The 24,886-nt window shown below is 73.7% G+C and carries 24 protein-coding genes and 1 pseudogene; 12 read left to right on the plus strand and 13 right to left on the minus strand.

What is annotated here, in order from left to right; all coding sequences use genetic code 11:
- The first annotated feature begins 8 nt into the window (after window positions 1–8).
- Window positions 9–965, plus strand: a complete 957-nt coding sequence (locus tag BUE41_RS14255) for a PDR/VanB family oxidoreductase (RefSeq protein WP_456107112.1) — start codon at window positions 9–11, stop codon at window positions 963–965.
- A 532-nt stretch (window positions 966–1,497) separates the two neighbouring features.
- Here the strand turns inward: BUE41_RS14255 and BUE41_RS14265 are convergent.
- The 3 genes from BUE41_RS14265 to BUE41_RS30250 all read right to left on the minus strand — a co-directional run bounded on the left by BUE41_RS14265 (window position 1,498) and on the right by BUE41_RS30250 (window position 4,257).
- On the minus strand, window positions 1,498–2,289 hold the full coding sequence (locus tag BUE41_RS14265) for a DUF4352 domain-containing protein (protein ID WP_073457575.1): 792 nt from the start codon (window positions 2,287–2,289) through the stop codon (window positions 1,498–1,500).
- A gap of 118 nt (window positions 2,290–2,407) precedes the next feature.
- Window positions 2,408–4,042, minus strand: coding sequence for an AMP-binding protein (locus tag BUE41_RS14270; RefSeq protein ID WP_073457576.1), 1,635 nt, complete (start codon window positions 4,040–4,042; stop codon window positions 2,408–2,410).
- Window positions 4,039–4,257, minus strand: a complete 219-nt coding sequence (locus BUE41_RS30250) for a hypothetical protein (RefSeq protein WP_143172155.1) — start codon at window positions 4,255–4,257, stop codon at window positions 4,039–4,041. The genes BUE41_RS14270 and BUE41_RS30250 overlap by 4 nt, the downstream gene beginning before the upstream one ends.
- Window positions 4,258–4,411: 154 nt before the next feature.
- Between BUE41_RS30250 and BUE41_RS14275 the strand changes: the two genes are divergently transcribed.
- The 5 genes from BUE41_RS14275 (at window position 4,412) to BUE41_RS14295 (ending at window position 9,402) form a co-directional block, all read left to right on the plus strand.
- Window positions 4,412–5,215, plus strand: a complete 804-nt coding sequence (locus BUE41_RS14275; protein ID WP_073457577.1) for an IclR family transcriptional regulator — start codon at window positions 4,412–4,414, stop codon at window positions 5,213–5,215.
- A 266-nt stretch (window positions 5,216–5,481) separates the two neighbouring features.
- The gene (locus tag BUE41_RS14280; protein WP_073457578.1) at window positions 5,482–6,429 is read left to right on the plus strand and encodes an ABC transporter permease; all 948 of its coding nucleotides are present in this window, start codon (window positions 5,482–5,484) and stop codon (window positions 6,427–6,429) included.
- Window positions 6,426–7,331 carry an ABC transporter permease gene (locus BUE41_RS14285; protein WP_143172156.1) on the plus strand — a complete coding sequence of 302 codons (906 nt, stop codon included), beginning with the start codon at window positions 6,426–6,428 and terminating at the stop codon, window positions 7,329–7,331. The genes BUE41_RS14280 and BUE41_RS14285 overlap by 4 nt, the downstream gene beginning before the upstream one ends.
- The gene (locus tag BUE41_RS14290) at window positions 7,328–8,368 is read left to right on the plus strand and encodes an ABC transporter ATP-binding protein (protein ID WP_073457579.1); all 1,041 of its coding nucleotides are present in this window, start codon (window positions 7,328–7,330) and stop codon (window positions 8,366–8,368) included. The genes BUE41_RS14285 and BUE41_RS14290 overlap by 4 nt, the downstream gene beginning before the upstream one ends.
- The gene (locus tag BUE41_RS14295) at window positions 8,365–9,402 is read left to right on the plus strand and encodes an ABC transporter ATP-binding protein (RefSeq protein WP_073457580.1); all 1,038 of its coding nucleotides are present in this window, start codon (window positions 8,365–8,367) and stop codon (window positions 9,400–9,402) included. Before BUE41_RS14290 ends, BUE41_RS14295 begins: the two co-directional genes overlap by 4 nt.
- On the opposite strand, the gene BUE41_RS14300 is transcribed toward BUE41_RS14295, so the two are convergent.
- A complete protein-coding gene (locus tag BUE41_RS14300) occupies window positions 9,403–10,824 on the minus strand; it encodes an amidase (RefSeq protein ID WP_073457581.1) in 1,422 nt (473 codons plus the stop codon).
- A gap of 104 nt (window positions 10,825–10,928) precedes the next feature.
- Between BUE41_RS14300 and BUE41_RS14305 the strand changes: the two genes are divergently transcribed.
- On the plus strand, window positions 10,929–11,888 hold the full coding sequence (locus BUE41_RS14305; protein WP_073457582.1) for a LuxR C-terminal-related transcriptional regulator: 960 nt from the start codon (window positions 10,929–10,931) through the stop codon (window positions 11,886–11,888).
- A 48-nt stretch (window positions 11,889–11,936) separates the two neighbouring features.
- Here the strand turns inward: BUE41_RS14305 and BUE41_RS14310 are convergent, their stop codons facing one another.
- The 7 genes from BUE41_RS14310 to BUE41_RS14345 form a co-directional block, all read right to left on the minus strand.
- Window positions 11,937–12,836: a CPBP family intramembrane glutamic endopeptidase gene (locus tag BUE41_RS14310; protein WP_073457583.1), complete on the minus strand. Its 900-nt coding sequence runs from the start codon at window positions 12,834–12,836 to the stop codon at window positions 11,937–11,939.
- A gap of 834 nt (window positions 12,837–13,670) precedes the next feature.
- The gene (locus BUE41_RS14320) at window positions 13,671–14,345 is read right to left on the minus strand and encodes a response regulator (protein WP_200803897.1); all 675 of its coding nucleotides are present in this window, start codon (window positions 14,343–14,345) and stop codon (window positions 13,671–13,673) included.
- Window positions 14,314–16,410 (minus strand): sensor histidine kinase, encoded by a 2,097-nt coding sequence (locus BUE41_RS14325; protein ID WP_073457585.1) that lies wholly within the window; start codon window positions 16,408–16,410, stop codon window positions 14,314–14,316. The genes BUE41_RS14320 and BUE41_RS14325 overlap by 32 nt, the downstream gene beginning before the upstream one ends.
- 4 nt (window positions 16,411–16,414) lie before the next feature.
- The gene (locus BUE41_RS14330; RefSeq protein WP_143172157.1) at window positions 16,415–17,083 is read right to left on the minus strand and encodes a hypothetical protein; all 669 of its coding nucleotides are present in this window, start codon (window positions 17,081–17,083) and stop codon (window positions 16,415–16,417) included.
- Window positions 17,084–17,193: 110 nt separating this feature from the next.
- Entirely contained in the window at window positions 17,194–17,829 is a 636-nt protein-coding gene (locus BUE41_RS14335; RefSeq protein WP_073457587.1) for a sugar transferase, read from the minus strand.
- 102 nt (window positions 17,830–17,931) lie between these two features.
- Window positions 17,932–18,423, minus strand: coding sequence for a TspO/MBR family protein (locus tag BUE41_RS14340; RefSeq protein ID WP_073457588.1), 492 nt, complete (start codon window positions 18,421–18,423; stop codon window positions 17,932–17,934).
- A gap of 488 nt (window positions 18,424–18,911) precedes the next feature.
- The gene (locus BUE41_RS14345) at window positions 18,912–19,493 is read right to left on the minus strand and encodes a sigma-70 family RNA polymerase sigma factor (protein ID WP_073457589.1); all 582 of its coding nucleotides are present in this window, start codon (window positions 19,491–19,493) and stop codon (window positions 18,912–18,914) included.
- 52 nt (window positions 19,494–19,545) lie between these two features.
- Between BUE41_RS14345 and BUE41_RS14350 the strand changes: the two genes are divergently transcribed.
- Together BUE41_RS14350 and BUE41_RS14355 are read left to right on the plus strand one after the other, a co-directional pair.
- A complete protein-coding gene (locus BUE41_RS14350; RefSeq protein WP_073457590.1) occupies window positions 19,546–20,367 on the plus strand; it encodes a zf-HC2 domain-containing protein in 822 nt (273 codons plus the stop codon).
- A 70-nt stretch (window positions 20,368–20,437) separates the two neighbouring features.
- The gene (locus BUE41_RS14355; RefSeq protein ID WP_073457591.1) at window positions 20,438–21,244 is read left to right on the plus strand and encodes a nitroreductase/quinone reductase family protein; all 807 of its coding nucleotides are present in this window, start codon (window positions 20,438–20,440) and stop codon (window positions 21,242–21,244) included.
- Between the two features lie 3 nt (window positions 21,245–21,247).
- Here the strand turns inward: BUE41_RS14355 and BUE41_RS14360 are convergent, their stop codons facing one another.
- Window positions 21,248–21,469, minus strand: a complete 222-nt coding sequence (locus BUE41_RS14360; RefSeq protein ID WP_073457592.1) for a hypothetical protein — start codon at window positions 21,467–21,469, stop codon at window positions 21,248–21,250.
- Window positions 21,470–21,533: 64 nt separating this feature from the next.
- Here BUE41_RS14360 and BUE41_RS14365 point away from each other — a divergent pair, with 64 nt between their 5' ends.
- The 3 genes and pseudogenes from BUE41_RS14365 to BUE41_RS14375 all read left to right on the plus strand — a co-directional run bounded on the left by BUE41_RS14365 (window position 21,534) and on the right by BUE41_RS14375 (window position 24,273).
- On the plus strand, window positions 21,534–21,896 hold the full coding sequence (locus BUE41_RS14365; protein WP_073457593.1) for a YciI family protein: 363 nt from the start codon (window positions 21,534–21,536) through the stop codon (window positions 21,894–21,896).
- 4 nt (window positions 21,897–21,900) lie between these two features.
- Window positions 21,901–23,213 (plus strand): annotated as a pseudogene (locus BUE41_RS14370) (RNA polymerase sigma factor).
- Window positions 23,194–24,273, plus strand: a complete 1,080-nt coding sequence (locus BUE41_RS14375; protein WP_073457594.1) for a sigma-70 family RNA polymerase sigma factor — start codon at window positions 23,194–23,196, stop codon at window positions 24,271–24,273. The pseudogene BUE41_RS14370 and the gene BUE41_RS14375 overlap by 20 nt, the downstream one beginning before the upstream one ends.
- Here BUE41_RS14375 and BUE41_RS14380 read toward each other — a convergent pair.
- Entirely contained in the window at window positions 24,235–24,855 is a 621-nt protein-coding gene (locus tag BUE41_RS14380) for an HAD-IA family hydrolase (protein WP_073457595.1), read from the minus strand. The two genes, BUE41_RS14375 and BUE41_RS14380, sit on opposite strands and share 39 nt — an antisense overlap.
- Between the last annotated feature and the right edge of the window lie 31 nt (window positions 24,856–24,886).

A 24,886-nucleotide genomic window follows, 5' to 3' on the forward strand; every position in this document is an offset into this window, starting at 1 on the left:
GACGAGACGTGTCGAACCTGCTGCGGCTGCGCGTGCGCAGCATGTCGTACGAGGCCGAGGGCGTGGTCGGGCTGACGCTGTGCGATCCCGGCGGCGCCGCACTGCCGGAGTGGACGCCCGGGGCGCACATCGACCTGCTCGCCCCCGGTGGCGGACCGCCGCGCCAGTTCTCCCTGTGCGGGGAGCCCGCCGACCGATCCGCCTACCGGCTCGGGGTGCTGCTGGAGGAGCGCAGCCGGGGCTGCACCCGCTGGGTGCACACGCAGCTGCGGCCCGGCGACCTCGTGGACGCCTCCCCGCCGCGCAACCGGTTCCCGCTGGTCGAGAGCCCGCGCTACCTGTTCGTGGCGGGCGGCATCGGCATCACCCCGATCCTGCCGATGATCGCCGCCGTGGACGCGGCCGGTGCCGAGTGGGAGCTGGTCTACGGGGGACGGCGGCGGGCGACGATGGCGTTCCTCGATCGGTTGGCCGGCTACGGCGACCGGGTCGTGATCGTGCCGGAGGACGAGGCGGGCCGCATCGACGTCGCCGCCGCGCTGGCCCGCCACGATCCGGCCACGACCAGCGTGTACTGCTGCGGACCGGAACCGCTGCTGGCCGCCGTCGCCGAACGGGCGGCCGCTGCGGGGTTCGCCGAACCGCACGTCGAGCGCTTCCACCCGGTCGAGCGGGCCCCGGTCACCCCGGACGGGGAGCGGGCCGTCGAGGTCGTGTGCGCGCGCTCGGGCATCACCGTGCACGTCGACTCCGGCACGTCGATCCTCGAGGCGCTCGAGGCCGCCGGGCTGCCGGTGCCGAGCTCGTGCCGCGAGGGGATCTGCGGGACCTGCGAGACGGGCGTCCTGGAGGGGATCCCCGATCACCGCGACTCCCTGCTCACCGACGGCGAGCGCGCGGCGGGCGAGACGATGATGGTCTGCTGCTCGCGGGCGCTGAGCGAGAAGCTGGTGCTGGACGTCTGACGCTGGACGTCTGACGCGGTCCGCGCGGGTGGAGGGGCCGTTCACCGCAGCAGGCACGGCGCGACGTGGTCGTTCGGACCGCTGCTGCGCGGGACTCGCCGGCGCGCAGGACCAGTTCGACCTCACCGGAGCTGCTGTGCAGCGCGATCCGCAGGACTGCGCCGCCCTGCGGCGAGCCGTGGCCGCCGGCGAACCGCTCTCATCGACCCGTCGCCGGGTGGTACGCAGCGCCGAGGGGATACGCGGTCACCGCTGACGGAGCTGGGCGCGACCGTCGACTGGGCCAAGCGGCTCGCCGACGACGTGATCTCCCGCCACACGTGCCACCCGTGGAGCTGCCGGGCGAGCTGGCCGGTGCCACCGCGGAGTGGCTGAGCGCGGCGCTCTCGCAGGACCGGCCCGACCGCCAGAACCGGTGCACTCCCCGCCGCGGAGCGGCCGTCCGGAGCCGTCAGCCCCGTGGGCGCCGTGTCTTCGCCGAGGTGCGCACCGCCTGCTGCGCGCTCAGCCGCGGTCGGCCGGCGTGAGCCGACTACCGCTGGTTGAGGAAGGCAGCTCGGTCGCTGCGCCAGAAGCTCGACTTGTAGAAGACGATGTAGAGGCCGTTCGACGCGGCCTTGTCCTCGAAGCAGACATCGCCGGAGACGGTTCCGCCCGGGGCGAGATCGCCGCTGCCGATGGTGTCGCCGCCGCCGAAGAACGTGGGGTTGACGATGGCGCCCTTGGCGTCCTGCATCTCGAAGTCGAACGTGTTGTAGCTGGCGGTCCGGTTGCTGCCGTTGACGTACGTGACCGTGGTGCAGAGGGTCTTGCCGAAGGTGCTGCTGCCGCGGCGCAGCTCGGTCGACGTGACCTGCAGGCCGTCGAAGGCCACGGTGCCGCCCGCGGCCACGGCGACGTCCTTGGGCTTCTTGCCCGGGAAGTCGGGTCCGGTGTCGGCGGACGCAGGCTTGGAACCGGTGTTCGTGCCGGGGCCCGTCGTGCCGCGATCCGTGAGGGTCTGGCTCGTGCTCCCGCCGCCGGCGGCGGTGCTGTGGTTCTCCGACCCGCGCCCTGCGTTGACCGCAGCCGCGATGAGCATGAGCAGGACCAGGCCGCCCACGAGGCGCAGAACCACCTTGCCCGTGGTGCTCCGGCGCTTCGGCGGCCGGCCGGGCGGTGGGTAGGGGGACTGCGCGTGGTACGTCGGCGGGTAGTTGGGCGGCGGCGGGAACTGCGGACCGTACCCGTACGGTGGTGGTGTCTGCGGCGGTCCGTAGTTCTGGGGGTACGGCGAGTGGGTCGGGTGGTGGGGATGGCCGCTGGTCTGGTCGTGCTCGGACAACGATTCCTCGTCTCGCGGTGATGGTCCCTTGTGGACACCAGGTTCTCGGTGCCGTCAGCGGGACCGTTACGGCGACGGCGAGTCGATGCACCCCGGCTCGGCTGGACGGCCGAGGTCGTCAGACCGTTCCGGTGATCGGCGGTGTCCGCGCCGCGAACTCCCCCGCCCAGCGCCGGTCCGGTTTGCCGACGGGCGTGCGCATGATCTCCGGCACGAACAGCACCCGGCTCGGCTTCTTGTAGCTCGCCAGGCTCTCCCGCACGTGCGCGATCAGCTCCTCCTCGGTCGCGGTGGTGCCGGGACGCAGCGTGACCAGGGCGTTCGGGGTCTGTCCCCAGCGCGGGTCCGGCACCGCGACCACTACGGCGTCGGCGACGGCGGGATGGCGGACGAGCACCTGCTCGACCTCCTCCGCGTCGATCTTCTCCCCGCCGCTGTTGATCACGCCGGAGGAGCGGCCGAGGAGGATCAGCGAGCCGTCCGCGGCGAGGGTGGCGCGGTCGCCGGGGACCACGTAGCGGACGCCGTCGATCATGCGGAAGGTGGTGGCCGAGGCCGTCGGGTCGTCGAGGTAGCCCTGTGACATCCGGCCGGGCGCCGCGAGCAGCCCGATCTCCCCGGAGCCCGGCACGACGTCGCGGCCGTCCTCGGTGAGCACCCGCGCGCCGGGAGCGAGGGTGAACCGGGCGGTGACCGGGTCGTCGCCGCGGACGGTCGTCGCCACCCCGTACGGGCCGCCCTCGCTGGAGGCGATCACGTCGACCAGCGCGATGTCGGCGTGCTCCAGAAGTGCGCGCTTGCTCTCGGCGCTCCAGCGCATCCCGGCGCTGCGGACCATGCGCAGGCTGGAGAGGTCGTACGGGTCGCCGGCCGCGGCCGCCCGGTCCAGCTCGGCGACCATCGGCGCGCAGAAGACGTCGCCGATGATCACGATCTCGGTGACCCGGCGGCGCTGCACGGTCTCCCACAGCTCCGCCGCGGAGAACGACGGGCCGGCCAGCAGCGCGCACTCCCCGCCGACGGCGAGCGCGCCGAGGGCGGCGAACAACCCGGTGCCGTGCATGAGCGGGGAGGCCGGGACGGTGACGGGCCGTTCTGCGGAGCGGCCGATCCGGCGGGCGATGCGCCGGGCGTCGGCGAGCGTCTCCGGCGGGGTCTCCCCGCGGCGGCGGTAGTCGCCCGCGGCGATGCCCATCAGCTCCCCGTGCGGCCACACCGTGCCCTTCGGCCGGCCGGTGGTGCCGCCGGTGTAGAGGATCAGCAGGTCCTCGGCGCTGCGCGGGGTCCGCGGCAGGGGTGCTGCGGCGGCCAGCACGTCGGCGTAGCCGGGCAGGTCGCACCCATCGCCGCTGCCGTCGGGCACGACGACGCCCACCCGCACGGCGGCGGTCCCAGCCGCCGCTTCCAGGGCGACCGGCGCCATCGCCGCGCTGACGACCATCCCCTGCGCTCCGGAGTCCACCAGCAGGTGGCGCATCTCAGCGGCCCGGTAGCGCACGTTGAGGTTGACCGGGGTGAGCCCGGCTTTGACCAGCGCGAACAGTACCTCGACGAACGCGACGCCGTTGCGCAGCCCGACCGCCACCCGGTCGCCGGGCGCCAATCCGCATGCCCGCAGGTGGCCGGCCAGCAGTGCGGCGCGCGCATCCAGCTCGTCCCAGGTACGGACGTCCTCGCCGCACGAGACGGCGACCCGGTCGCCCAACTCGTCGACGAGGGCGTGCCACAGATCGGCCAGCCCGGGCCCGGTCATGCGATCGTGCGCAGGCTCATCAGCCGCGCCTCCAATGTGAACACGATGTTCAATACCCGAACATCCTGATGGCTTCCGAGGTATGGCGTCAAGTGGGGTTGGTAGGTCCTGTTGATCTCGACGAACGGCGCTTTCGTCAGCACAGTTCCTGGCGAAAGCGCCGTTCGCGGCGGGTGCTGATGCTTGTCCTCGCCGCCGCCGAACCCTAGGTTCACGGCATGCGAACGCACTGTGTGCGATCCGGACGCCGATGACCGGGTCGCGTCGCGGGTCTGGCCGGGCGGCTGCGGGCTGGTCGGTAGGCTGCGGGAACGGGTCCCGGGTGCCGGGGCGGTCGGGTCGGGGCGATCACGGGAGCGGTGGACGGCGATGACGACGCCAGCCACGGGAGGTGCACCGGCCGCGGACGGCGACGCGAACGGCAGGTCCGACATCCAGGCCGTCAGCCGGGTCAGCCGCATCCTCGGGCTGTTCAACGTCGACCGCACCGAGCTGGTGACCGCCGACGTCGCGCTCCGGCTGGGCCTCAACCGCACCACCACGCACCGCTACCTGACCTCGATGGTCGCCGTCGGCCTGCTCGAGCCGGGCAGCCGGCACTCCAGCTACGTCGTGGGTCCGCTGGCGACCCGGCTCGGCGCCATGGCCACCGGGTCCTCGCCCGCGCTGGCCGAAGCGCCGCGGCACATGCCGGCGCTGGCCGATGAGCTCGGTGCCACTGTCGCGCTGAGCCTGTGGGCCTCGACCGGCCCGATGGTCGTGCACGTCGCCGAGCCGCGGGTCGCGGACGCGGTGCTGACCGTGCGCGTGGGCACCGTGCTCGGCGTCGACTCCGCCCAGGGCGCGGTCTTCGCCGCCTACTTGCCGCGCGGTGCGAGCCGGATCGAGGTCTTGCGCGCCCGGCTCGACCGAGCGCGGCAGGAGGAGTTCGACCGCACCGTCGCCGCCGCCCGCCGGGACGGGGTGGTGATCGTGCGGCACACCGACGTCGGCGTGGTCGCGGTGGCCGCCCCGATCTTCGACCCGAGCGGCATCTGCGCGTCGATCGCCGCGGTCGGCCTGGCCGGCTCGGCGACCGAGGCCGCCGTCCCCGAGCGCGTCGAGCGCGTGCGCGCGGCGGCCGACCGCATGTCCACGGTGCTCGGCGGGGAGCGGCCGACCTCGGCCGAGTAGCCAACTCCCTGCATCTCCGCGTTCACCAAGTGAACAGCGGGTGCCGGGATGCTGTCCGCCGAACCGTTCTGCTCGCCGAGATTCGTGCGGGACGTGCAGGGAAATCCGTGCCCAGGGCTTGTGTCCCGCGCTGTGCCCGGCATAGTCTGCGACACACGTTTTGAACGTTCCGTTCACTATGCGGACAGCAGACTGGTGGAGGACGTCATCACTCGCCATCCGTTCAGTGCCGCCGGATCGCGATCCGTCATCGACCCGGTGGCGTCGTGAGCCTCACCCTCGTCGTCCGGCGCCTCGCCGCCGGGCTGGTCGTGCTGTGGATCGTCTCGGTCATGACCTTCCTGATGGTTCGGCTCATCCCGGGCGATCCCGCGCGCACGGTCGCCGGTGAGCAGGCCACGCCCGAACTGGTCGAGGCCGTCCGAGCCCAGCTCGGTCTGGACCAGCCGCTGCTGACGCAGTACCTACGCTGGCTCGGCGGGGTCCTGCAGGGCGATCTCGGCATGTCGCTGACCTCGCCCCGGCCGGTCGCGCAGACGATCCTGCAGGCCGCGCCCGCCACGTTGTCGATCACGCTGGTCGCGCTCGTGCTGGCCGTCGTGCTCGGCGTCACCGCCGGCGTGGTCGCCGGGCTGCGCCAGGGCACGTGGATCGACCGGGTGGTGAGCACCCTGGCGACGCTCGGCATCGCGATGCCCGGCTTCTGGGTGGCGATGCTGCTCATCTCGATCTTCGCGATGAAGCTGCACCTGCTCCCGGCGACGGGGTACGCGCCGTTCAGCGAGGACCCGGCCCGCTGGCTGCAGCACGTCCTGCTGCCCGGGGCAGCGCTGGCGCTGGCCACCGCCGCGCAGATCGCCCGGCAGGCCCGCGGCTCGGTCGCTGACGTCCTCGCCGAACCGTACGTGCGCACGGCGCGGGCCCGCGGTGCCTCCGGATCCGTGCTGGTGCGCCGGCACGTCCTGCGCAACGCTTCCATCCCGGTCATCACCGTGATCGGTCTGCAGGCCGGGCACCTGCTCGGCGGTGTGATCATCGTCGAGACGGTGGCCGGCATGAGCGGCATCGGCACGCTCGCGCTGCGAGCCGTGCTCGACCGCGACTACACGATGATCCAGGGCTACGTGCTGTTCGCCGCCGTCGTCATGGTCGGCATCAACCTGGTCGTCGATCTCGCTTACCAGTGGGTCAACCCGAAGGTGCGTGCCGCGTGACCACCCTCTCCCCGGCACCGGTGCCGGTCGATCGGCCCGTCGCCGCGTCCGCGCTGCCCAACCGGTCGCCGATGCGGACGGCCGCCCGCGCGTTCTTCCGCAGCCCGGCCGCTCTCTCCGCGCTCGCGTTCCTCGCGCTGCTGCTGTTCCTGGCCGTCGCTGCCCCGCTCGTCGTGCCCTACGACCCGGCCGCGCAGAACCTCGCCAACCGGTTCTCCGGCCCGAGCGCCGAGCACTGGCTGGGCACCGACGAGTTCGGCCGCGACGTGCTGAGCCGGATGATGACCGCCGCGCAGATCGCGCTGGTCGCACCGCTGATCGCGGTCGGGACGGCCGCCGTGATCGGCGTGCCCACGGCGCTGCTGGCCGGGTTGCGCCGCGGTGCGATCGACGCGGTCGCTGGTCGGCTCGCCGACGCAGTGATGAGCCTGCCCGCGCTCGCGCTCGCCATGGCGATCATCGCGATCCTCGGGCCCGGCCTGGTCAACTCGATGATCGCCGTCGGGATCGCGTTCGCGCCGAGCCTGTTCCGCGTGGTGCGCGGCGCCGCGCTCGCCACGTCCCGCGAGACGTTCATGGAGTCCGCCGAGTCGATCGGCTGCACCACCCGCCGCATGGTGTGGGTGCACCTGCTGCCCAACGTCGCCGCGCCGATGCTGGTGCAGGTCACGATCCTCATGGGCGTCGCGCTGCTGGCGGAGGCCGGGCTGAGCTTCATCGGGCTGGGTGTGCAGCCGCCGGACAGCAGCTGGGGCTCCATGCTCGCCGACGCCTACCAGAACCAGTTCCGCGACCCGTTCGGCGCGGTGGCACCCGGTGCGGCGCTCGCGCTCACCGTGCTGTGCTTCAACGTGCTGGGCGACACCCTGCGCGACGTCATCGCCGCCGGGAGGCGCGCGTGAGCACGTCGAAGACCGCCGGTGCGGCGACGGCGACCGCCGTCGCCCCGGATGTCCGGCCGATCCTCTCGGTGCGTGACCTCACCATCGACTACCTCGGTGAACCCCGCCAGCCCGCGCTCGTGCAGGATGTGAGCTTCGACGTCCTGCCGGGCCGGTCGGTGGCGCTGATCGGGGAGTCCGGCTGCGGCAAGACGATCACGTCGCTCGCCGTGCTCGGTCTGCTGCCCGCGCGGATGCGGGTGGCGGGCGGCTCGATCGTGCTCGACGGCGTCGACGTGCTGCAGGCGTCCGAGCGGACGCTGCGCGACCTGCGCGGCCGCACCGTCGGCGCGATCTTCCAGGAGCCGATGAGCAGCCTGAACCCGACGATGCCGGTCGGTGACCAGATCGGCGAGGCGCGCTGGCTGCACCTGGGCGAGTCCCGTCGCGCCGCCCGCGCGAAGGCCGTGGAGCTGCTCGACCGGGTCGGGATCCCCAACGCCGCCCGCCGGGCCCGGGCGTACCCCCACGAGCTGAGCGGCGGCATGCAGCAGCGGGTGATGATCGCGTCCGCGATCGCCTGCGAGCCGGCGATGCTGCTCGCCGACGAGCCGACGACCGCGCTCGACGTCACCGTCCAGGCCGACATCCTGGCGCTGCTCGCCGACCTGCAGCGCGATCTCGGCCTCGGCATCCTCTTCGTCACCCACGATCTCGGTGTCGTGGCGGAGTTCTGCGCGGACGTCGTCGTCATGTACGCGGGCCACGTCGTGGAGCGGGCCGGGACCCGGGCGCTGTTCGCCGCGCCGCGCCATCCCTACACGGCGGCCCTGCTCGGCGCCGTCCCGCAGGCCGGCCAGGCCCGCACCGTGCTCACGACGATCCCCGGGCGGGTGCCGCCCAGCGGCGCGTTCCCCGCGGGCTGCCGGTTCCGGCCGCGCTGCGCACACGCGGTCGCGACCTGCGCCGAACCGCAGCACGGCGGCGCCGACGGCGACCACTTCACCCTCTGCGACCGGGTCGCGGCGGGAGAGCTCACGCCGAGGAGGCGCACGTGACGAACGCCGACGTCGTCGCCGTCGCGAAGGCCGGGCGGACGGCCGAGCCGGAGCCGGTCCTGTCCGCGAGCGGGCTGGTGAAGTCGTTCCCGCTGCGGCGCAACCTGCTCGGCCGCGTCACCGAGCGGCTGCACGCCGTCGACGGAGTGGATCTCGCCGTCGCACCCGGGCGCACGCTCGGCGTCGTCGGCGAGTCGGGCTCGGGCAAGAGCACCGTCGGCCGGATCGTCGCGCGACTCGTGCGGCCCGACGCCGGCCGGGTCGTCGTCGCCGGCCGCGACCTCACCGAGGTCCGCGGCGAGGAGCTGCGCCGCGCCCGCGCCGACCTGCAGATGATCTTCCAGAACCCGTGGTCCGCGTTGGACCCGACGAAGACGATCGGCCACGCCGTCGCCGAGCCGCTGCTCGTGCACGGCCGGATCGGCCGCGCGGACATGGCCGCGGCGGCGGCCGAGCTGCTGGAGCGGGTCGCGCTGGATCCGGGCCTCGTCGACCGGTACCCGAGCATGCTCTCCGGCGGGCAGCGCCAGCGCGTCTGCATCGCGCGGGCGCTGGCAGTGGGTCCCAGGGTGCTGATCGCGGACGAGCCCACGTCAGCGCTCGACCTGTCCACCCGCTCGGAGATCCTCAACCTGCTGCTGCGCCTGCAGGACGACGGCGGCCAGGCGGTGGTGCTCATCTCGCACGACGTCACCACGATCAAGCACCTCGCCCACCGCGTCGCGGTGATGTACCTGGGGCGGATCGTGGAGGACGGGCCGGTCGACGAGGTGATGGGTGATCCACGCCACCCCTACACGCGGGTGCTGCTCTCCGCCGTGCCGCAGCCGGACCCGGAGGCGGCGGCTCGCCGCGAACGGATCGTCGTCGCGGGCGAGCCGCCGAGCCCGGTCGACCTGCCTTCGGGCTGCCGGTTCCGCACCCGCTGCCCGATCGCGGTGGCCGAGTGCGCGGCCGTGGATCCCGCGCTCACCGCGGTGACCGGGCAGCACCGGGTGGCGTGCCTCCGGGAGGGTTCGGGGTCGCTCGGCTGATCAGAGCTCCGGCTTGCGGTCCGCCCACGGCCGCGCCTGCTCCAGGTTCGCCGCGACCCGCAGCACCAGCGCGTCCTGGAAGTGGCGGGCAGCGATCTGCACGCCGACCGGCCGCCCGTCGGCGGTGAACCCGGCAGGCACCGTGATGGCCGGGTTGCCCAGCATGTTGTACGGGTAGGTCACCAGCCAGCCGAGCAGCTGGTCGCGCAGCGGCTTACCGTCCAGCGACGGGGGAGCGAACCGGCCGTGCGGCTGCGCCGCGCTGCCCACCGTCGGGGAGACGACGACGTCGAAGTCGTTCATCCACGTCGTCCACGAGTCGTACATGGCGCCGCGGTAGACGTCGGCACGGCCCACGTCCACACCGGTGAGCCGCTCGCCCTCGGCCATCAGCTCGATGAGCTGGTCGTCGACCTGGCCGCGCAGCGACTTCCAGTCGAACAGGTCGTGCTCGGAGGCGAAGCCCGGCACCCAGATGCCGTTCCACATGGCCTCCATCGCGTTCTCCCACCCGGGCGGGGTCGCCTCGGTGACCGTGGCACCCAGCTCCTGCAGCGTCGGCAGGACGCGGCGGACGATCTCGAGGACCTCCGGCTCGACGTGCGAACCGATGCCGAGATCGGGCGAGAACGCAACGCGCAGCCCGCGGACGTCGCCCTCGAGCGCGGTCTGGTAGGACTGCTCGACCCGCGGCACGGACAGCGGGTCCGCGTCGTCCTGACCGGCGACGACGTCGAGCATCAGCGCGTTGTCGGCGACCGTGCGGGTGATCGGGCCGTGGTAGGCCCAGTGGTAGTAGCGCCCGGCGAGGATCGTCTGCGGCACGATGCCGGTGGTCGGCTTGAGTCCGACGACGCCGCACAGTGCGGACGGGATGCGGACGGACCCGGCCCCGTCGCTGCCCTCGGCGAGCGGGCCGAGGCCGGCGGCGACGGCGGAGGCCGCCCCACCACTGGAGCCACCGGCGCTGTGGCCGAGTTTCCACGGGTTGTGGGTGGCGCCGAAGAGGTGGTTCTCGGTGCCGCCGTAGTAGCCGCTCTCCGGTGTGTTGGTCTTGCCGAGGTAGAGGCCGCCCGCCGCGCGCAGCCGCTTGACGATCACGGCGTCCTCGGAGGCGACGTTGTCCTTCATCGGGATCAACCCGAAGGTGGTCGGCACACCCGCCACGTTGGTCAGGTCCTTGATGGTGAACGGGACGCCGTGCAGCGGGCCGAGCTCGTCACCGCGGGTGACGGCCTTGGTCAGCTCCTCGGCGTCGCGCAGCACCTGGTCGCGGTCGAGGTGGATGATCGCGTTGAGCTTCGGGTTGACCCGGTCGACGCGGTCCAACACCGCGGTCGCGATCTCGGTCGGAGAGAGTTCGCGAGCCTTGACCTTGGCCGCCAGCTCCGTCGCAGGCATCCAGGCGATCTCGTCGGACATGTGATCCTCCTCGCGTCGGTGGACGATCGCGAAGCTAGGTCGGCGTCGGCGCGGCGGGATCCGTCAGTTGACGGATGCGCGTCACCTGGCCGTAACGTGGGGGCATGTCCGCTGTGACCGCGGCCCGGGAACTGCGGTCCCTGCTGCGGCGACACGGCAGCCGCACACCGGGGTCGGCCGCCGCCGCCCTCGACGCGCTGACCGCCGTCGTGCCTGCGGACTGCGTGTCGCTCTCGGCCTGGGACCCCGTCAAGGGCAAGCACCGGACCCTCGCCTCGTCCTACCCGAGCACCTTCACCGGGTTCTTCGACGAGGAGATGCAGTACGACCCGTTGTTCGTGGAGGTGCGGGCCAACCGCGAGCCGACCCGCATCGAGGACATCGACCCGCCCCGCCGCCACGGCCCGATCTTCGAGCGGGTCATCCACGCGGGCGGCTTCCGCGACGGCCTCACCTACTGCCTGTTCGCGCCCGACGGCCGCTACGTCGGCATGCTCAACGCGAGCGCGGAGCGGGGCGGCACCTTCGACGAGGACGTGGTCGGCCTGCTCGACCTGCTCGGCTCCGACTTCGGCGCAGCACTGGACCCGGTCGAGTCGACCGGCGCCCCCACCAGCCGCTTGCACGACGGTGTCACCCAGGGCTTCCTCGTGCGACCCGATGGCGCCCGCCACCCGCTCACCCCGGGCGCCCGCCCGGACCTCGTCGACGCCGCACCCGCCCTCGCCGCCGCTGTGCGCCGGGTCGGCCGCGGCGAACCGGCTGAGCACCTCCACCTCGTCGAGCGCGACACCGTTCACGCCGTCGAGGTCTACGCCTCCGGCCGCGACGTCGTCGTGCTCCACCGCCGGGTGCCGCCGCCGTCCGGCCTGAGCGTCCGCGAGATGCAGGTGCTGGCCGGGCTCGCCCACGGCCTCACCAACCCCGAGATCGGCGAGCAGTACGGCATCGGCGCCCGCACCGTCGCGACCCACGTCGAACACGTGCTGGCGAAGACGGGGTGCCGCAACCGCGTCGAGGCGGCGTGCCACGGCGCGCGGCTCGGGATCGCGCTCTGCCGGTGATCGCGATCTCCGGTTGCGGAATCGAGATCGATACGGCTGATCTCCCGATCAGGGAGCCGGGTCCGGTGTGCGGGACTTCGTCAGTCGCCACCCGGCGAGGAAGGCGATTCCAGTGATGACCCACCCCGTCCAGCCGAGCAGTCCGACGCTCGCGTTGTCGATCTCCGCCCCGGCGGCGACGAACAGCACCGGCAGCCCCGCCGCGGCATTCACGAACGCGTGCCCGATGGCGGCGGGCCACACGCTCTCCGACCGCAGGCGCATCCACCCGAGCACGACGGAGAGGGCCGTGCAGAAGCACACCATCAGGAGCAGGCCCACCACCGGGTGGTGGTTCGGGTAGTTGTAGCCGAGCAGGATGACCGGCGCGTGCCACAGACCCCACACGACCCCGCTGATGATCAACGCCGGCCACGTCCCGAGCCCGAGCAGCTCCGGCAGCAGCCAGCCGCGCCAGCCCCATTCCTCACCGAGTGCGGGGATCACGTTGAGCCACCCGATGACGAGTGAGCTGACCAGCTGCGCGATGACGATCGTCCAGGGGGAGACGGGCAGCGGCGCGCCGGTCTGCTGCTCGATCAGCTGGCTGAGGCCGGAGAGGGTGAAGTCCGGCTCGTAGCTCCCCACCGCGGTGGCGAGCACGAGCGACAGCACGGTGATCGCGAGGGGCGCGAGCCAGGCGACCAGGGCCCAGCCCCACCAGCGGCGGATACCCGGGGAGCGGAAGCCGGTCGGTGGGTTGGGGCGGTTACGGCGGAGGGTGAGGCGGACGGCCAGGACCCCGAGGGACGGGGTGAACATCATCGCGATCAGCAGGACCGTCGAGCCGGGGGTGGCCAGGCCCTGACCGCTGAGCCAGAGGGGGCTGGCGACCAGCCAGGCGCCGAGGAAGGAGACGAGCAGGAACAGGGCCAGCGCGGGGAGGTCGGGGCGGGTAGGCGTGTGCACCCGGTCATTCTGGTGGTGGGTGGGTTTCCCGGACGTCGGGCTCTGCTCCGCGGCGAGTTGCGGCATCTGTGACGCCGAGTTGCGGTTCTCGGCCCAGGGGATGATCGGGGCAGGAGTGCCGGCTGATCGCGACAGGCTCCTGCGTCGCTGGATCGCGGCGCGCGCCCAGCCGACGACGGCTCTGCATCCGAGCGGGCTCGCGGCCTGGTGAGCCGCTCGCGCGGTGCTCGCGGCCCCGCTTCGTTCCTCCGCGGGCCGCTGCGCGCCTCCCCCGCAGTCGTCGACGCGCGCGATCGGTGGGTCACCTTCGGTAGAGGTCGGTCGAGTGGTGTGGGGCGGTCCGGGGTACCGGGCCCGCAGTTGAAGTGGACCGCATCTACCGGTGTTTCTCTCGTGAAGCTCTCCCGTCGCGCCGTCGCCTCTCGCCGAACCTGATCAGGTTCACGCCGACGACGTGGAACGCCGAGATCCAGGTCGAATCCCTGCTGGATCCCGACTCGCTGATCCCGTCCCGGCCGTCGTCCGATTCCGGTCGCGCTGATCGCCGATGACAAACGGTGAGCAGACGGTGCGCAGGCCATCGGGCGGATCTTCAGCGCACCGATTTCGACGACCATCGAGGCTCGCGGCGGCGGGCGCTGTTCGGCTCCGCGCCGCGGTGTTGCCGATCCAGTGCATAGATCACCGGAACCGGCATCGGGATGGTGGTCGTACCGGTTCCGAGAACGGGAGCGGATGGTGCGCTCTCCACAACGTCGCCCGGGACATCGGATCGATCAGTTCCCTTTTCGGAAAGCGGCGGGAGGAGGTCACGCCGCCGGGCGTATGCCCTGGTCAGGAGGGTGCAGCCGACGAGGTCGGGAACGCGTGCGGCCCCATTCCGGCTGCTCGCGCGCGGTCGGCCGCCTCGGTGCGGTCGGCGACGCCGAGCTTGGCGAGGACCACCGAGACCTGGTTGCGGACGGTCTTCTCGCTCAGGCCGAGGCGGGCGGCGATGCGGGCGTTCGTCAAGCCTGCGGCCAGGCCGGAGAGGATGTCGCGTTCGCGGGCGCTGAGCTGCGGGAACGGTGGCGGTGTCGGTTCGGTGGGGGCGAGGAGGGCGGGCAGGCGGCTGGCGACGGGGGCGCCGAAGATGGCCTCGCCGCTCGCGACGGTGCGGATCGCGCGCAGGATCTCGGCGCGGGCCGCCCCCTTGAGCAGGTAGCCGCGGGCGCCGGCGCGGAGCGCGGCGAGCACGGAGTGGTCGTCGCCGGACATGCTGAGGACGAGCACGCGGGCGTGCGGGCTGGCGGCGACGATCTGCTTGGTCGCCTCGATGCCGCCTGCGCCGGGCATCGTGAGGTCGAGCATGACCACGTCGGGATGGAGGGCGACGACCGCGGCGACGGCCTCTTCGCCGGTCGCGGCCTCGCCGCAGACCTCGATGTCGTCGGCGGTCGCGAGGAGGGTCCGCAGGCCCGCGCGGAACGGGGCGTGATCATCCACGAGCAAGGTCCGGATGCGGTCCACCCGCGACTCCTTCCGTGTCCGTCGCCGGATCGGCCGGTGAGCCGGCGGGCAGCACGGCGTGCACCCGTGTGCCGCCGCCGGGGGCCGGGGTGATCGTGGCACGACCGCCCAGCTCGGCGGCGCGCTCGGCCATCGAGCCCAGGCCGACGCCTGGTCGCGGGTGCTCGGGGAGGCCGATCCCGTCGTCGGTGACCGTGACGTGCAGGTCGTCGCCGTCCATCGCCAGCCGCACCGACACCTGGGAGGCGCGGGCGTGCCGATCCGCGTTCGCGACTGCTTCGGTGACGATGCGCAGCGCGGCGACCTCGGTCGCCGCGGACAGGGGCGGCAGGTCGAGGGGCACGTCGACGTGGATCGCGGCCGCGCCGGGTGGGCGGCGCTGCAGGTGGGCCTGCACGGCACCGGCGAGGCCGAGCGTGTCCAGCGCGGGCGGGCGCAGACCGTCGACGAGGCGGCGGACGTCGCTCAGGGCGATCCGGGCCTGCTCGGCGATCTCCGCGAGCTCGGCCGGGCCGGCGCCCGTCTCCTGCGCGGCGTCGACCCGCATGACCAGACCGGCCAGGGTGGGCCCGAGCCCGTCGTGGAGATCCCGGCGCAGGCGGCGCCGCTCCTCCTCCCTGGCTCGGACCAGGTGCGCGCGGGAGCGCTGCAGGTCCTGCGACAGCAGGCGAGCGCGTTCGGCCTCGCAGACCGCCCGCACCGTGCTCGCGATGGGGCCGGACAGGTCGCGCAGCAGCCGCCGGTCGCGCGCGGAGAGTTCGCGCTCGCCCGTTCGCGGACCCAGCACGAGCCGGCCGACGTACTCGGCGCCCGCGGTCAGCTCCAGCACCTCGGCGCGGGTGTCGTCGACGGTGCCGACCTGCACGTCGGCACCCGGGAGGCCGGCCACCTCGATCCGTACCGACGACAGTCGCAGCGCATCGCGCACCGTGGCGGCGATCGTCGCGAGCGAGGACGGGCCGGCCACCAGTTCCAACCGGCGACCGAGCCCGGCCAGCACCGCGTAGGGATCACCGCGGGAACCGTAGAGCAGCCGGTCGACGTGCCGCTGCAACCAGGTGCGCAGCGGCGCGAACACGACCGCGGCGATCGCGACCGCGGCCAGGCCCGCCGTCGGTTCTCCGCTCGGGCCCAGCAGCGGACGCAGCAGCCACCCGCCCAGCCCCACTGCGGCCAGGTAGATCCCGATGACGGTCGCGGAGAGCACGACGAGGACGACTGTCCGACCGATCACCACCTCGATGTCGAGCAAGCGGTGACGGACCACCGCGATGCCGATCGATGCGGGGAGGATCAGCGCGGCGGTCGTACCCAGAACCTCCCAGAACGGCGACCCGGTCGGCCACGGTCCCGGCTCGCCGTCGGTCAGCCCCGCGGCCAGGCGGGCCAGCACCACCACGGCCGACACGCCGATCGCCCACACCGGCCACGCGAGCCGGCGCCGTGCGTCGCTGCCGGGTTCGGCGCGGAGGAACCGCCGGATCAGCACGATCGTCGAGCCGACCAGCACCGCCCCGCAGATCAGCGTGAACCCGGCTGCGACGAGATCGGCGAAGCCGGCGAGCGCGGGGACACCGAGCGGGTTCGGCCGGGCCGGTACCCCGAGCTGGCCATCGGGGCCGGGGCGCAGCGCGGCCACGGCCGCGCACACCACGCCCAGCGCGGCGAAGACCCGCACGAGCGGCCGAGCCCGCGCGGGCACGCCGCCGGTGGGGAACACCAGCGGGACCAGCGCCAGCAGTGCGTTCCCCGGCACCCACAGCCAGGTCTGGGGCCAGCCCAGCACCGCGGCGGCGAGCGAGCCCTCCGGGAACCGCAGCGCGAGCCTGCCCAGCGCCTCCGGCACGGCGAAGCACATCGCCGAGCCGGTGAGCAACGCGCCGACGGGATGGCCGGGTCGGTGCCACAGCACCAGCCCGCCCGTCACCGCGCACGCGATCACGAACAGCAGCACCCACAGGGCGCCGGGCGACTCCCCGGCATCGACCGCCAGCACCGCGGTGACGGCGCACAGCACCACGACGAGCCCCGGCAGCACGGCGGCCGGGGCCGGACCCAGCTTCACGCCGTCAGTCTGCCGAGCGGGCCCCGCGGCGCAGGGCCCAGATGGCGATCACGGCCAGCCACAGGCCGCCGGGCACGATCGAGATGTACTGTACGGGGAAGACCTGGGTCGCCACGACCACGACGGCGAGGAGGGCGCTCGCCCAGGCGACCGCCCGGCCGACGGTGCCGCGCGCGAACCCGCTGTAGGCCACCGCCGCAGCGGACACCGCGAGGCCTCCCCACAGCCAGCCGATCGTCGAGTACCCGGCGAGCAGCGCGCCCACGGTGTCCGGGTCGCTCGTGCTGCCCGGCTGCACCGCCCACCACAGCTCGGTGTCGAGCCCGGCGCCCAGGAACACCGCCACGGCCGTGAGCAGCACTCCCGCCGCGGCGACGTCCGCCACGAGACCGCCCGCCGGGGCGAGCCGGCGGCGCAGACCGAGCCCGAACACGATGAGCAGCGCGGCGAGGGCGAAGCCGGCGGCCTGGTGGGCCCACACGACGGCGGTGTGATCGGCGATCGAGCCGGCCAGCGCGGTGTTGTCGCCGCTGTCCCACGCCTCCTGCGCGTAGATGCCTGCGGTGCCCAGCAGCACGGCGGGTCCCAGCAAGCCGGCGATCACCCCGGCCCACGCCCAGCCACGGGCTGAGGCGTCGACGGGGACGGCGGGACGGGTCGGAACGGGGTGCACGGCGTCTTCCTCTCGGACCGGTGATTCCACGCCGTCACCGTGTCCCGGGGTGCGTCCCGGCGACCAGGGACGATGTGTCCCGATCGCGCCCGGGGCACCGGGACGCCAGCTCAGTGCTTGATCAGGTAGAGCACCGTGCGGAGCATGATCAGCAGGTCGAGGCCGAGGCTCCAGTTGTCCGCGTACTCGTTGTCGACGGCGGCGCGGTCGGCGATCGAGGTGTCGCCGCGCAGACCCTTCACCACGGCGAGGCCGGTGAGGCCGACCGGGACCCGGTGGCGGGCGGCGTAGCCGGGGATCTCGCGGGAGAACTTCTCGACGAAGTGCGGCCGCTCCGGGCGCGGGCCGACGAGGCTCATGTCGCCCTTGAGGACGTTGACCAGCTGCGGCAGCTCGTCGATCGCGGTGGCGCGGATGAACCGGCCGACCGGGCCGAGGCGGGAGTCACGGTCGATGTTCCACGTGGTATCGGCCTCGCCGGGCTCCGGCGTGAGGCTGCGCAGCTTGTAGAGCGTGAAGTGGCGGCCGTGCTGGCCGACCCGGGTCTGGCGGAAGATGACGCCCGGACCGCCCTCGATCCGGACGGCGAGCGCCGCGACGAGCAGGACCGGCAGCACCAGCACCAGGCCGACCAGCGCGCCCACGATGTCGATGGCGCGCTTGGTGGCGCGGGCCAGGGACGTCGCGTTGGTGGCGGGGATCGCCAGCTCGAAGGTCGGGAGCTGCAGGGTGGCCGTCTCGCTCATGGCCAACAGGATCGCCTCGAGGCCCTGGCCTGCACTCTCCCCGCAGCGGGCACAAGGGCACGACGAGGGGGTAAGACCGTTCTCACCCTTCCGTCACCTCGATCAGTTGAGCACCCAGATCGCCAGGTTCAGCGCCGACGCGAACGTCACCCAGGCGAGGTACGGCACGAGCAGCCACGCGGCGATCTTGTCGATGCGTGCGAACAGCACGATCGTCGCGACGATGGCGATCCACAGCACCACGATCTCGGCGAACGCCGGCCCGATCAGGCCCGCGGCGAAGAACAGCGGCGTCCAGGCCATGTTCAGCAGCAGCTGCACCGCGTAGACGACGTGCGCGGGGCTGGTGAGCCCGGCCCGCCGCCACACCAGCCACCCGGACACCGCGATGAGGACGTAGAGGACGGTCCACACCGGCCCGAACAACCACGGCGGCGGCGCCCACGGCGGCTGCTCGAGCGCTGCGTACTGCTGGTCCGGCGCGGCGACGGCCAGGCCGCCCACCACGGCGACGATCACCACCGCGAGCCCGAAACCCAACAGCGCGATGATCGACGAAGGGCTCCACAGCGGGCGGCGAAGGGACTGGGTCATGTCCACATCGTCCGGTATGCGGGCCTATCCCGCAGGTCGGCGCGAGTCCTGCGGCCGGCCCGGCGAGTCGCGCGCGGCGCGGCGAGTCGCGCGTTCGGTCGCGTGAGTCCTGCGTGCAGCGAGTCCTGCGTGCCGTGCGGCGAGTCCGGCGAACGAGCCGGAGGCCCGCGAGTAGCACCCGGCCGGTGAGTTCAGGGTCCGGGGTCGACGAGTACGGAGAACAGGCCACCGCGCTCACCTCGGCCGGTGGGCGGCCCAGGACTCCGACACACGAACCCGGAACCCGGAACCCGGAACCCGGACGCGTCGTGCGTCAGCCCCGGCCGCGCGGTGCGCCTGGCGCGGCCTCGCGGCCGAATGCCGCATCCACCGGCCCAGTCGCGTGACCCACGGGTGGAGTGCACGACCGGCACGGGCGAACGCGGGACTCGCTGCACCGTGCGCGTGACTCGCCGGGCGGAATGCCGGACTCGCGCGCCGGCCGGGGCTCAGGCTTCGGCCTGGCGGTCGGACGAGCTGCCCGCCATCGCCTCGACGAGGTCCTCCCGGGCCCGTGCGACCCGCGAGCGGATCGTGCCCACCGGGCACCCGCACACCTCGGCGGCCTCCGCGTAGCTCAGGTCGAGCAGCTGGGTGAGGACGAACGCCTCACGCCGGTCCGGGTCGAGCGCGTCCACGAGCGCGCGCAGCACCACCGCCTCGTCGGCGGCCGATCGCACCACGCCGGGGCGGGCGGCTGCGGCGGCGGCCACGGCCTCCCAGTCGTCGACGCCGTCGGTGCGCGGTCGGCGCTGCGCGGTCCGCACCGCGTCGATCGCGACGCGCCGGGCGATCGCGAGCAGCCAGGTGCGGGCCGGGGAGCGAGCCGCGAACCGGGGCAGCGCCCTGAGCGCCCGCAGGTAGGTCTCCTGGGCCAGGTCGTCTGCGTCCGCGGGGCTCGCCAGATGGCTCAGGAACCGGTGCACGTCGCGCTGGGTGGCCCGGACGAACTCGGCCAGCGCTGCCCGGTCACCGGCCCCTGCGGCGACGGCGCAGGCCGTGAGGCGGGCGTCGTCGAACCGGTCGTGCACCCGATGAGACTAACCCGGGAACTCGTTCGGCGGCGGGAACGACCTGTCCGTTGTGGGGTGTCTGGAGTTCCGCAACGCGATCTCGGCCCGGCTCGACGGCGAGGCGTCGCCGGCCGAGGCGGCCGCCGTCGACGCGCACCTGGAGACGTGCGCGGACTGCGCCGAGTTCGCCGACCGGGCTGCCCGGGTCAACCGGCTCCTGCGCACCCGGCCAGCTGAACCAGGACCCGACTTGATCGATACAGTGCTCGCCGCGGCCGGGCCCGCGCCCCGGCGACGGCTGCACCCGGCACCGCTGCGGATCGCCCTCGGCGCCATCGGCTTCGGCCAGTTCGCGCTCGCGGTCAGCGGGATCGTCGCGGCAGGTCACCACGCCGGTGCCGACGAGGACCGGCTGGCCGGGGCCGGGCTCGCCCACCTCACCCACGAGAGCGCGGCCTGGAACCTCGCGCTCGCCATCGGCTTCCTGTGGGTCGCCACCGGGACCGGTCGCCCGTCCGGCCTCGTGCCGCTGCTGTCCGGGTTCGTCGGCGTACTGACCGTGCTCAGCGTCCTCGACGCGGCCCGCGGCGGCGTCGAGCCGGGCCGACTGGTCGCGCACAGCCTCGTCGTCGCCGGTCTCGTGCTGCTGCTCCTGCTCCAGCGCGCCACCCGCGGCGGGGACGGCGACGAACTCGGCTTCCACCGCAGCGGTACCGGCCGGGCGACGGACGCCGGCGGGCGCCGGGACCCGGGCGCCTCACCCGCCGGTGGGTCCTCCCCCGGCGGCCGGGACACCTTGCCCCGGATCACGCCGACGGCTAACGTCATCGCCGTGACTGCCGGGTCGGCCCCATCGGGCCGCGAGCGGAACGGTTGCCCGGCCACGGCGTGACCCGAGGGCGGGCCCGTGGCCCGCCGCCTCTCCTCTTCTCCACGACACCCCGTTCCGAGAAGAGGAGAGAATGCACGACGTCAACGGCCCGGTCATCGCGGAGTTCCGGGCCAACCGCGGCCGGGTCGGCGGCTGGTTCGCCGACGCCCGGCTGCTGCTGCTCACCACCACCGGCGCCCGCACGGGCGCCCGCCGCACCGTCCCCCTGGGCTACCTCCCCGACGGCGACGGCCGCGTGCTCGTCATCGGCTCGGCGGGCGGCGCGCCCCGCGATCCGGCGTGGGCGCACAACCTGCGCGCGAACCCGCGGGCCACCGTCGAGTCGGGCGGGCTGACCTACGAGGTCACCGCCGTCGAGCTCATCGGTGCCGAACGCGACGCCGCGTTCGCCCGGGCCGCCGAGGCCGATCCCGGCTGGGCGGCCTACCAGGAACGCGCGGGCCGCACGCTGCCGGTGTTCGCGCTGGAGATGCTGCCCGGCCCACCGGCCGGTTCGCCCGCCGAGGTCCTGCGCGCGGTGCACGAGGTGTTCCGCCGTGAGCTCGAGCTGATCCGCGGCGAGGCCACCGCGGGCGGCCCGACGATCGGCGCCCAGCTGCGGATCAACTGCCTGACCCTGTGCGCCGGCCTGGGCAACCACCACGCCGGCGAGGACGAGGTGCTCTTCCCGCACCTGGCCGACCGGTTCCCGGAGGCGGAGCCGCTGATCGCGCGGCTGCGCGCGGACCACGAGCGCACCGCCGCACTGGTCGCCGACCTGCGTGCGGCACTCGACGGCGAACCGGCCGACGTCGTCGCGGAGGTGGACCGGCTCAGCGCCGAGCTGCTGCGCCACCTCGCCGATGAGGAAGCGTGGCTGCTGCCGCTGCTGGAGTGAGCGTCAGCGCATCTTCGTCGCGCCCTTGCCGGCGTTCGGGTCCGTGCCCGGCCACCAGTACTCGGGCACGGTGCGCAGGCAGAGGTGGTCGACGCGGTCGCGCACCTCGCCGCCGAACTCGTCGGGGATCTCCCCGTCCAGCACGGGCGAGTCGAGCTGCGCCAACAGCACGCGCACGTCGCCGGGGTGCAGGGCGAGTTCTTCGGCCAGCTCGTCGACGGTCACGCCGGCCAGGATCGCACGGACGTGTCGATCCGAGCGCCGCCCGTTCGTACAGGGGGTGACAGGGATGACCCGAGGAGGCACCGTGCAGTACCTGCTGAGCATCTACCAGCCGGAGGAGACCCCGTCGGAGGAGGAGCTCGCGCCGGTCATGGCCGAGCTGGACCGGCTCACCGCGGACCTGAAGGCGGCCGGGAAGTGGGTGTTCTCCGTCGGCCTGCACGGGCCGTCGACCGCCACCGTGGTCCGCACCCGCGACGGCGAGGTGCTCGTGACCGACGGCCCGTTCGCCGAGGCCAAGGAGCACCTCGGCGGGTTCCTGGTGATCTCGGCCGAGGATCTCGACGAGGCGCTGGCCTGGATCCGACGGCTGACGGCGATCATCACGCCGCTGGCCGTCGAGGTGCGCCCGATCGTGACGACCGGGTGATCACCTGGTGAGCACGGACGCGATCGCGCGGATCTTCCGGGCCGAGCACGGCCGGGCGGTGGCCGTGCTCGCCCGGGTGACCGGGGACCTGGACGTGGCCGAGGACGCGGTGGCGGAGGCGTTCGCGGCCGCGGTGCGCTGCTGGCCGAGGGACGGCATCCCGCCCAGCCCGGCGGGCTGGATCATCACGACCGCCCGCAACCGCGCGATCGACCGGTTGCGGCGCGAGACCACCGGCGCCGAGCGCCGGGCTGCGGCGGCGCGCCTGGTCCCGCAGCCGACGCAGACCCCGGAAGACGCCGTGCTCGCGGCCGAGGAACTGCCCGACGACCAGCTCCGGCTGATCTTCACCTGCTGCCACCCCGCGCTGGCGCTGCCGGCCCGGGTGGCGCTGACGCTGCGCCTGCTGGGCGGGCTGTCGACCGCCGAGGTCGCGCGGGCGTTCCTGGTGCCGGAGCCGACCATGGCGCAGCGGCTGGTGCGGGCGAAGGCGAAGATCCGCAAGGCGCGCATCCCGTACCGGGTACCGCCGCCGAGGAGCTGCCTGACCGGCTGCAGGCCGTGCTCGCCGTCGTCTACCTGGTGTTCAACGAGGGGTACACGGCGTCGGGCGGACCGCGGCTGGTGCGCCCCGAGCTGTGCGCCGAGGCGATCCGGCTCGGCAGGTTGCTGGCCGCGCTGATGCCCGACGAGCCGGAGGTGCTCGGCCTGCTCGCGCTGATGCTGCTGACCGACGCGCGCCGCGCCGCGCGCGTCGACGCCGCCGGTGAGCGGGTGCTGCTCGCCGACCAGGACCGCAGCCGCTGGGACCGCGCGGCGATCGTCGAAGGCCACGAGCTGGTGCGCCGCTGCCTGCGCCGCGGCCGACCGGGCCCGTACCAGGTGCAGGCGGCGATCCAGGCCGTGCACACCGACGCTGCGACCGCGGGCGACACCGATTGGCGGCAGATCCTGGCGCTCTACGACCAGTTGCTCGCGCTCGCCCCGTCACCGGTGGTGGCGCTGAACCGCGCGGTCGCCCTCGCTGAGGTGACCGGCCCGCCGACCGCGCTCGCCGCCGTCTCGGGACTGGCCTGCGACCTGGCCGGGTACGCCCAGTTCCACGCGGTCCGCGCCGACCTGCTGCGGCGGCTCGGCCGGGGTCGGGAGGCGGCCGCGGCGTACGCCGACGCTGCGCGGCGCGCGGGTTCGGAGCCGGAGCGGCGGTTCTTCGAGCGGGCGGCCGCTGCTTCGCGGTCGGAATTGTCGGCGCCGGCCTCTAGGGTGGCCCCGACACGTCCGGAGGGGGCAGCGACGGATGACCGATCTGACGGCTGAGACCACCAGGAGCGACGTCACCTCGATCGAGGAGGCGATCGCCGCCTACCGCACCGAGCTCACCGGCTACTGCTACCGCATGCTCGGCTCGTCGTTCGACGCCGAGGACGCGGTGCAGGAGACGATGGTCCGGGCGTGGAAGTCCTTCGACAAGTTCGAGGGGCGCTCGTCGGTCCGGTCGTGGCTGTACCGCATCGCCACCAACGTCTGCCTCACTGCGCTGGAGGGCCGCAACCGCCGCGCCCGGCCGATGGACCTCGGCGGCCCCGGCGTGCCCGAGGTGTCCCAGCTCGGTGAGCCGCGCGGCGAGGCCACCTGGCTGCAGCCGATGCCCGACGCGCTGGTCGTGCCCGAGGACGGCGACCCGGCCGAACTGGCCGTCGCGCGCGAGTCGATCCGGCTGGCCTTCCTCGCGGCGCTGCAGCACCTGCCGCCCAAGCAGCGGGCCGTGCTGATCCTGCGGGAGGTGCTGCAGTGGAGCGCCGCGGAGGCGGCGGACTTGCTCGGCACCACCGTGGCCGGGGTCAACAGTGCGCTGCAGCGGGCTCGCGCCACCATGGCCGATCTCGACACCGATCGCGGCGATGTGCTGGCCGAGCAGGACCAGGAGCTGCTCGATCGCTACGCCGACGCGTTCCAGCGCTACGACATCGAGGCGATGGTGGCGCTGCTGCACGAGGACGCGGTGCTGTCCATGCCGCCGTACCCGCTGTGGCTCACCGGCGTCGAGCACATCCGCACCTGGTGGGTGGGCCCCGGCGCGGGCTGCGCGGGCTCGCGGCTGGTCCCGGTGCGGGTCAACGGCCTGCCCGGGTACTGCCAGTACCGCCGCTCCGCCGAGGGCGACGGCCACGACGCGTGGGCCGTGCAGGTGCTGGAGCTCCGCGAGGGCAAGATCGTCGGCTTCACGTCGTTCCTCGATGTCGCATCGTGGTTCCCGCTGTTCGGCCTGCCGCTGCGGCTGGAGGAGGGAGAGCCCGACCCGGTTCCCGCGCCGAGGCTGCCTGAGGTCCGCCCGCGGTCACTCCTCGCCGACCCGGCCGACGAGATCGCGGAGTGACCCGAGCACGACGTCGGCCGGGAGCCCGCGCAGGCTCGCCACCACCGCGCCAGCTGCTCGGCCGGCGGCGATGCCGGGCGCCGAGTCCTCCACCACCAGGCACCGCTCCGGCGGCACCCCGAGCCGCTGCGCCCCGAGCAGGAAGCCCTCGGGATCGGGTTTGCCCGCGCTGATCTCCTCCACCGTCACCGCCGACGCCGGTAGCGGGAGCCCGGCCGCGTCCAGCCGCGCCTTCGCCAGCCGCCGGTCCGCGCTGGTCACGATCGTCCACGGCACACCGCGCGCATCCAGGTCCGCGAGCAGCTCGGCCGCGCCGGGCAGGGCCACCACGTCGGACACGTCGGTGTACTGCAGCTCCAGCTGGCGGTCCGCCGCCCTCCGCACACCCGCCTCGTCCAGGTGCGGGAGCATGCGCCGCACCGTGTTCTCGGCCGGGCTGCCGTGCGCGCCCGCGATGGTCTCGCCCGGGTCCGCTCCGTGCTCGTGCGCCCAGGTCGTCCACGCCCGCTCGACGGCGGCGTCGGAGTCGACGAGGGTGCCGTCCATGTCGAACAGGACGGCCGCGATCGCGCTCAGGTCCACCGCCCGACGGTAGCCGCTGGTGCCTCACACT

The organism is Pseudonocardia thermophila (assembly GCF_900142365.1).
Lineage (GTDB): Bacteria > Actinomycetota > Actinomycetes > Mycobacteriales > Pseudonocardiaceae > Pseudonocardia > Pseudonocardia thermophila.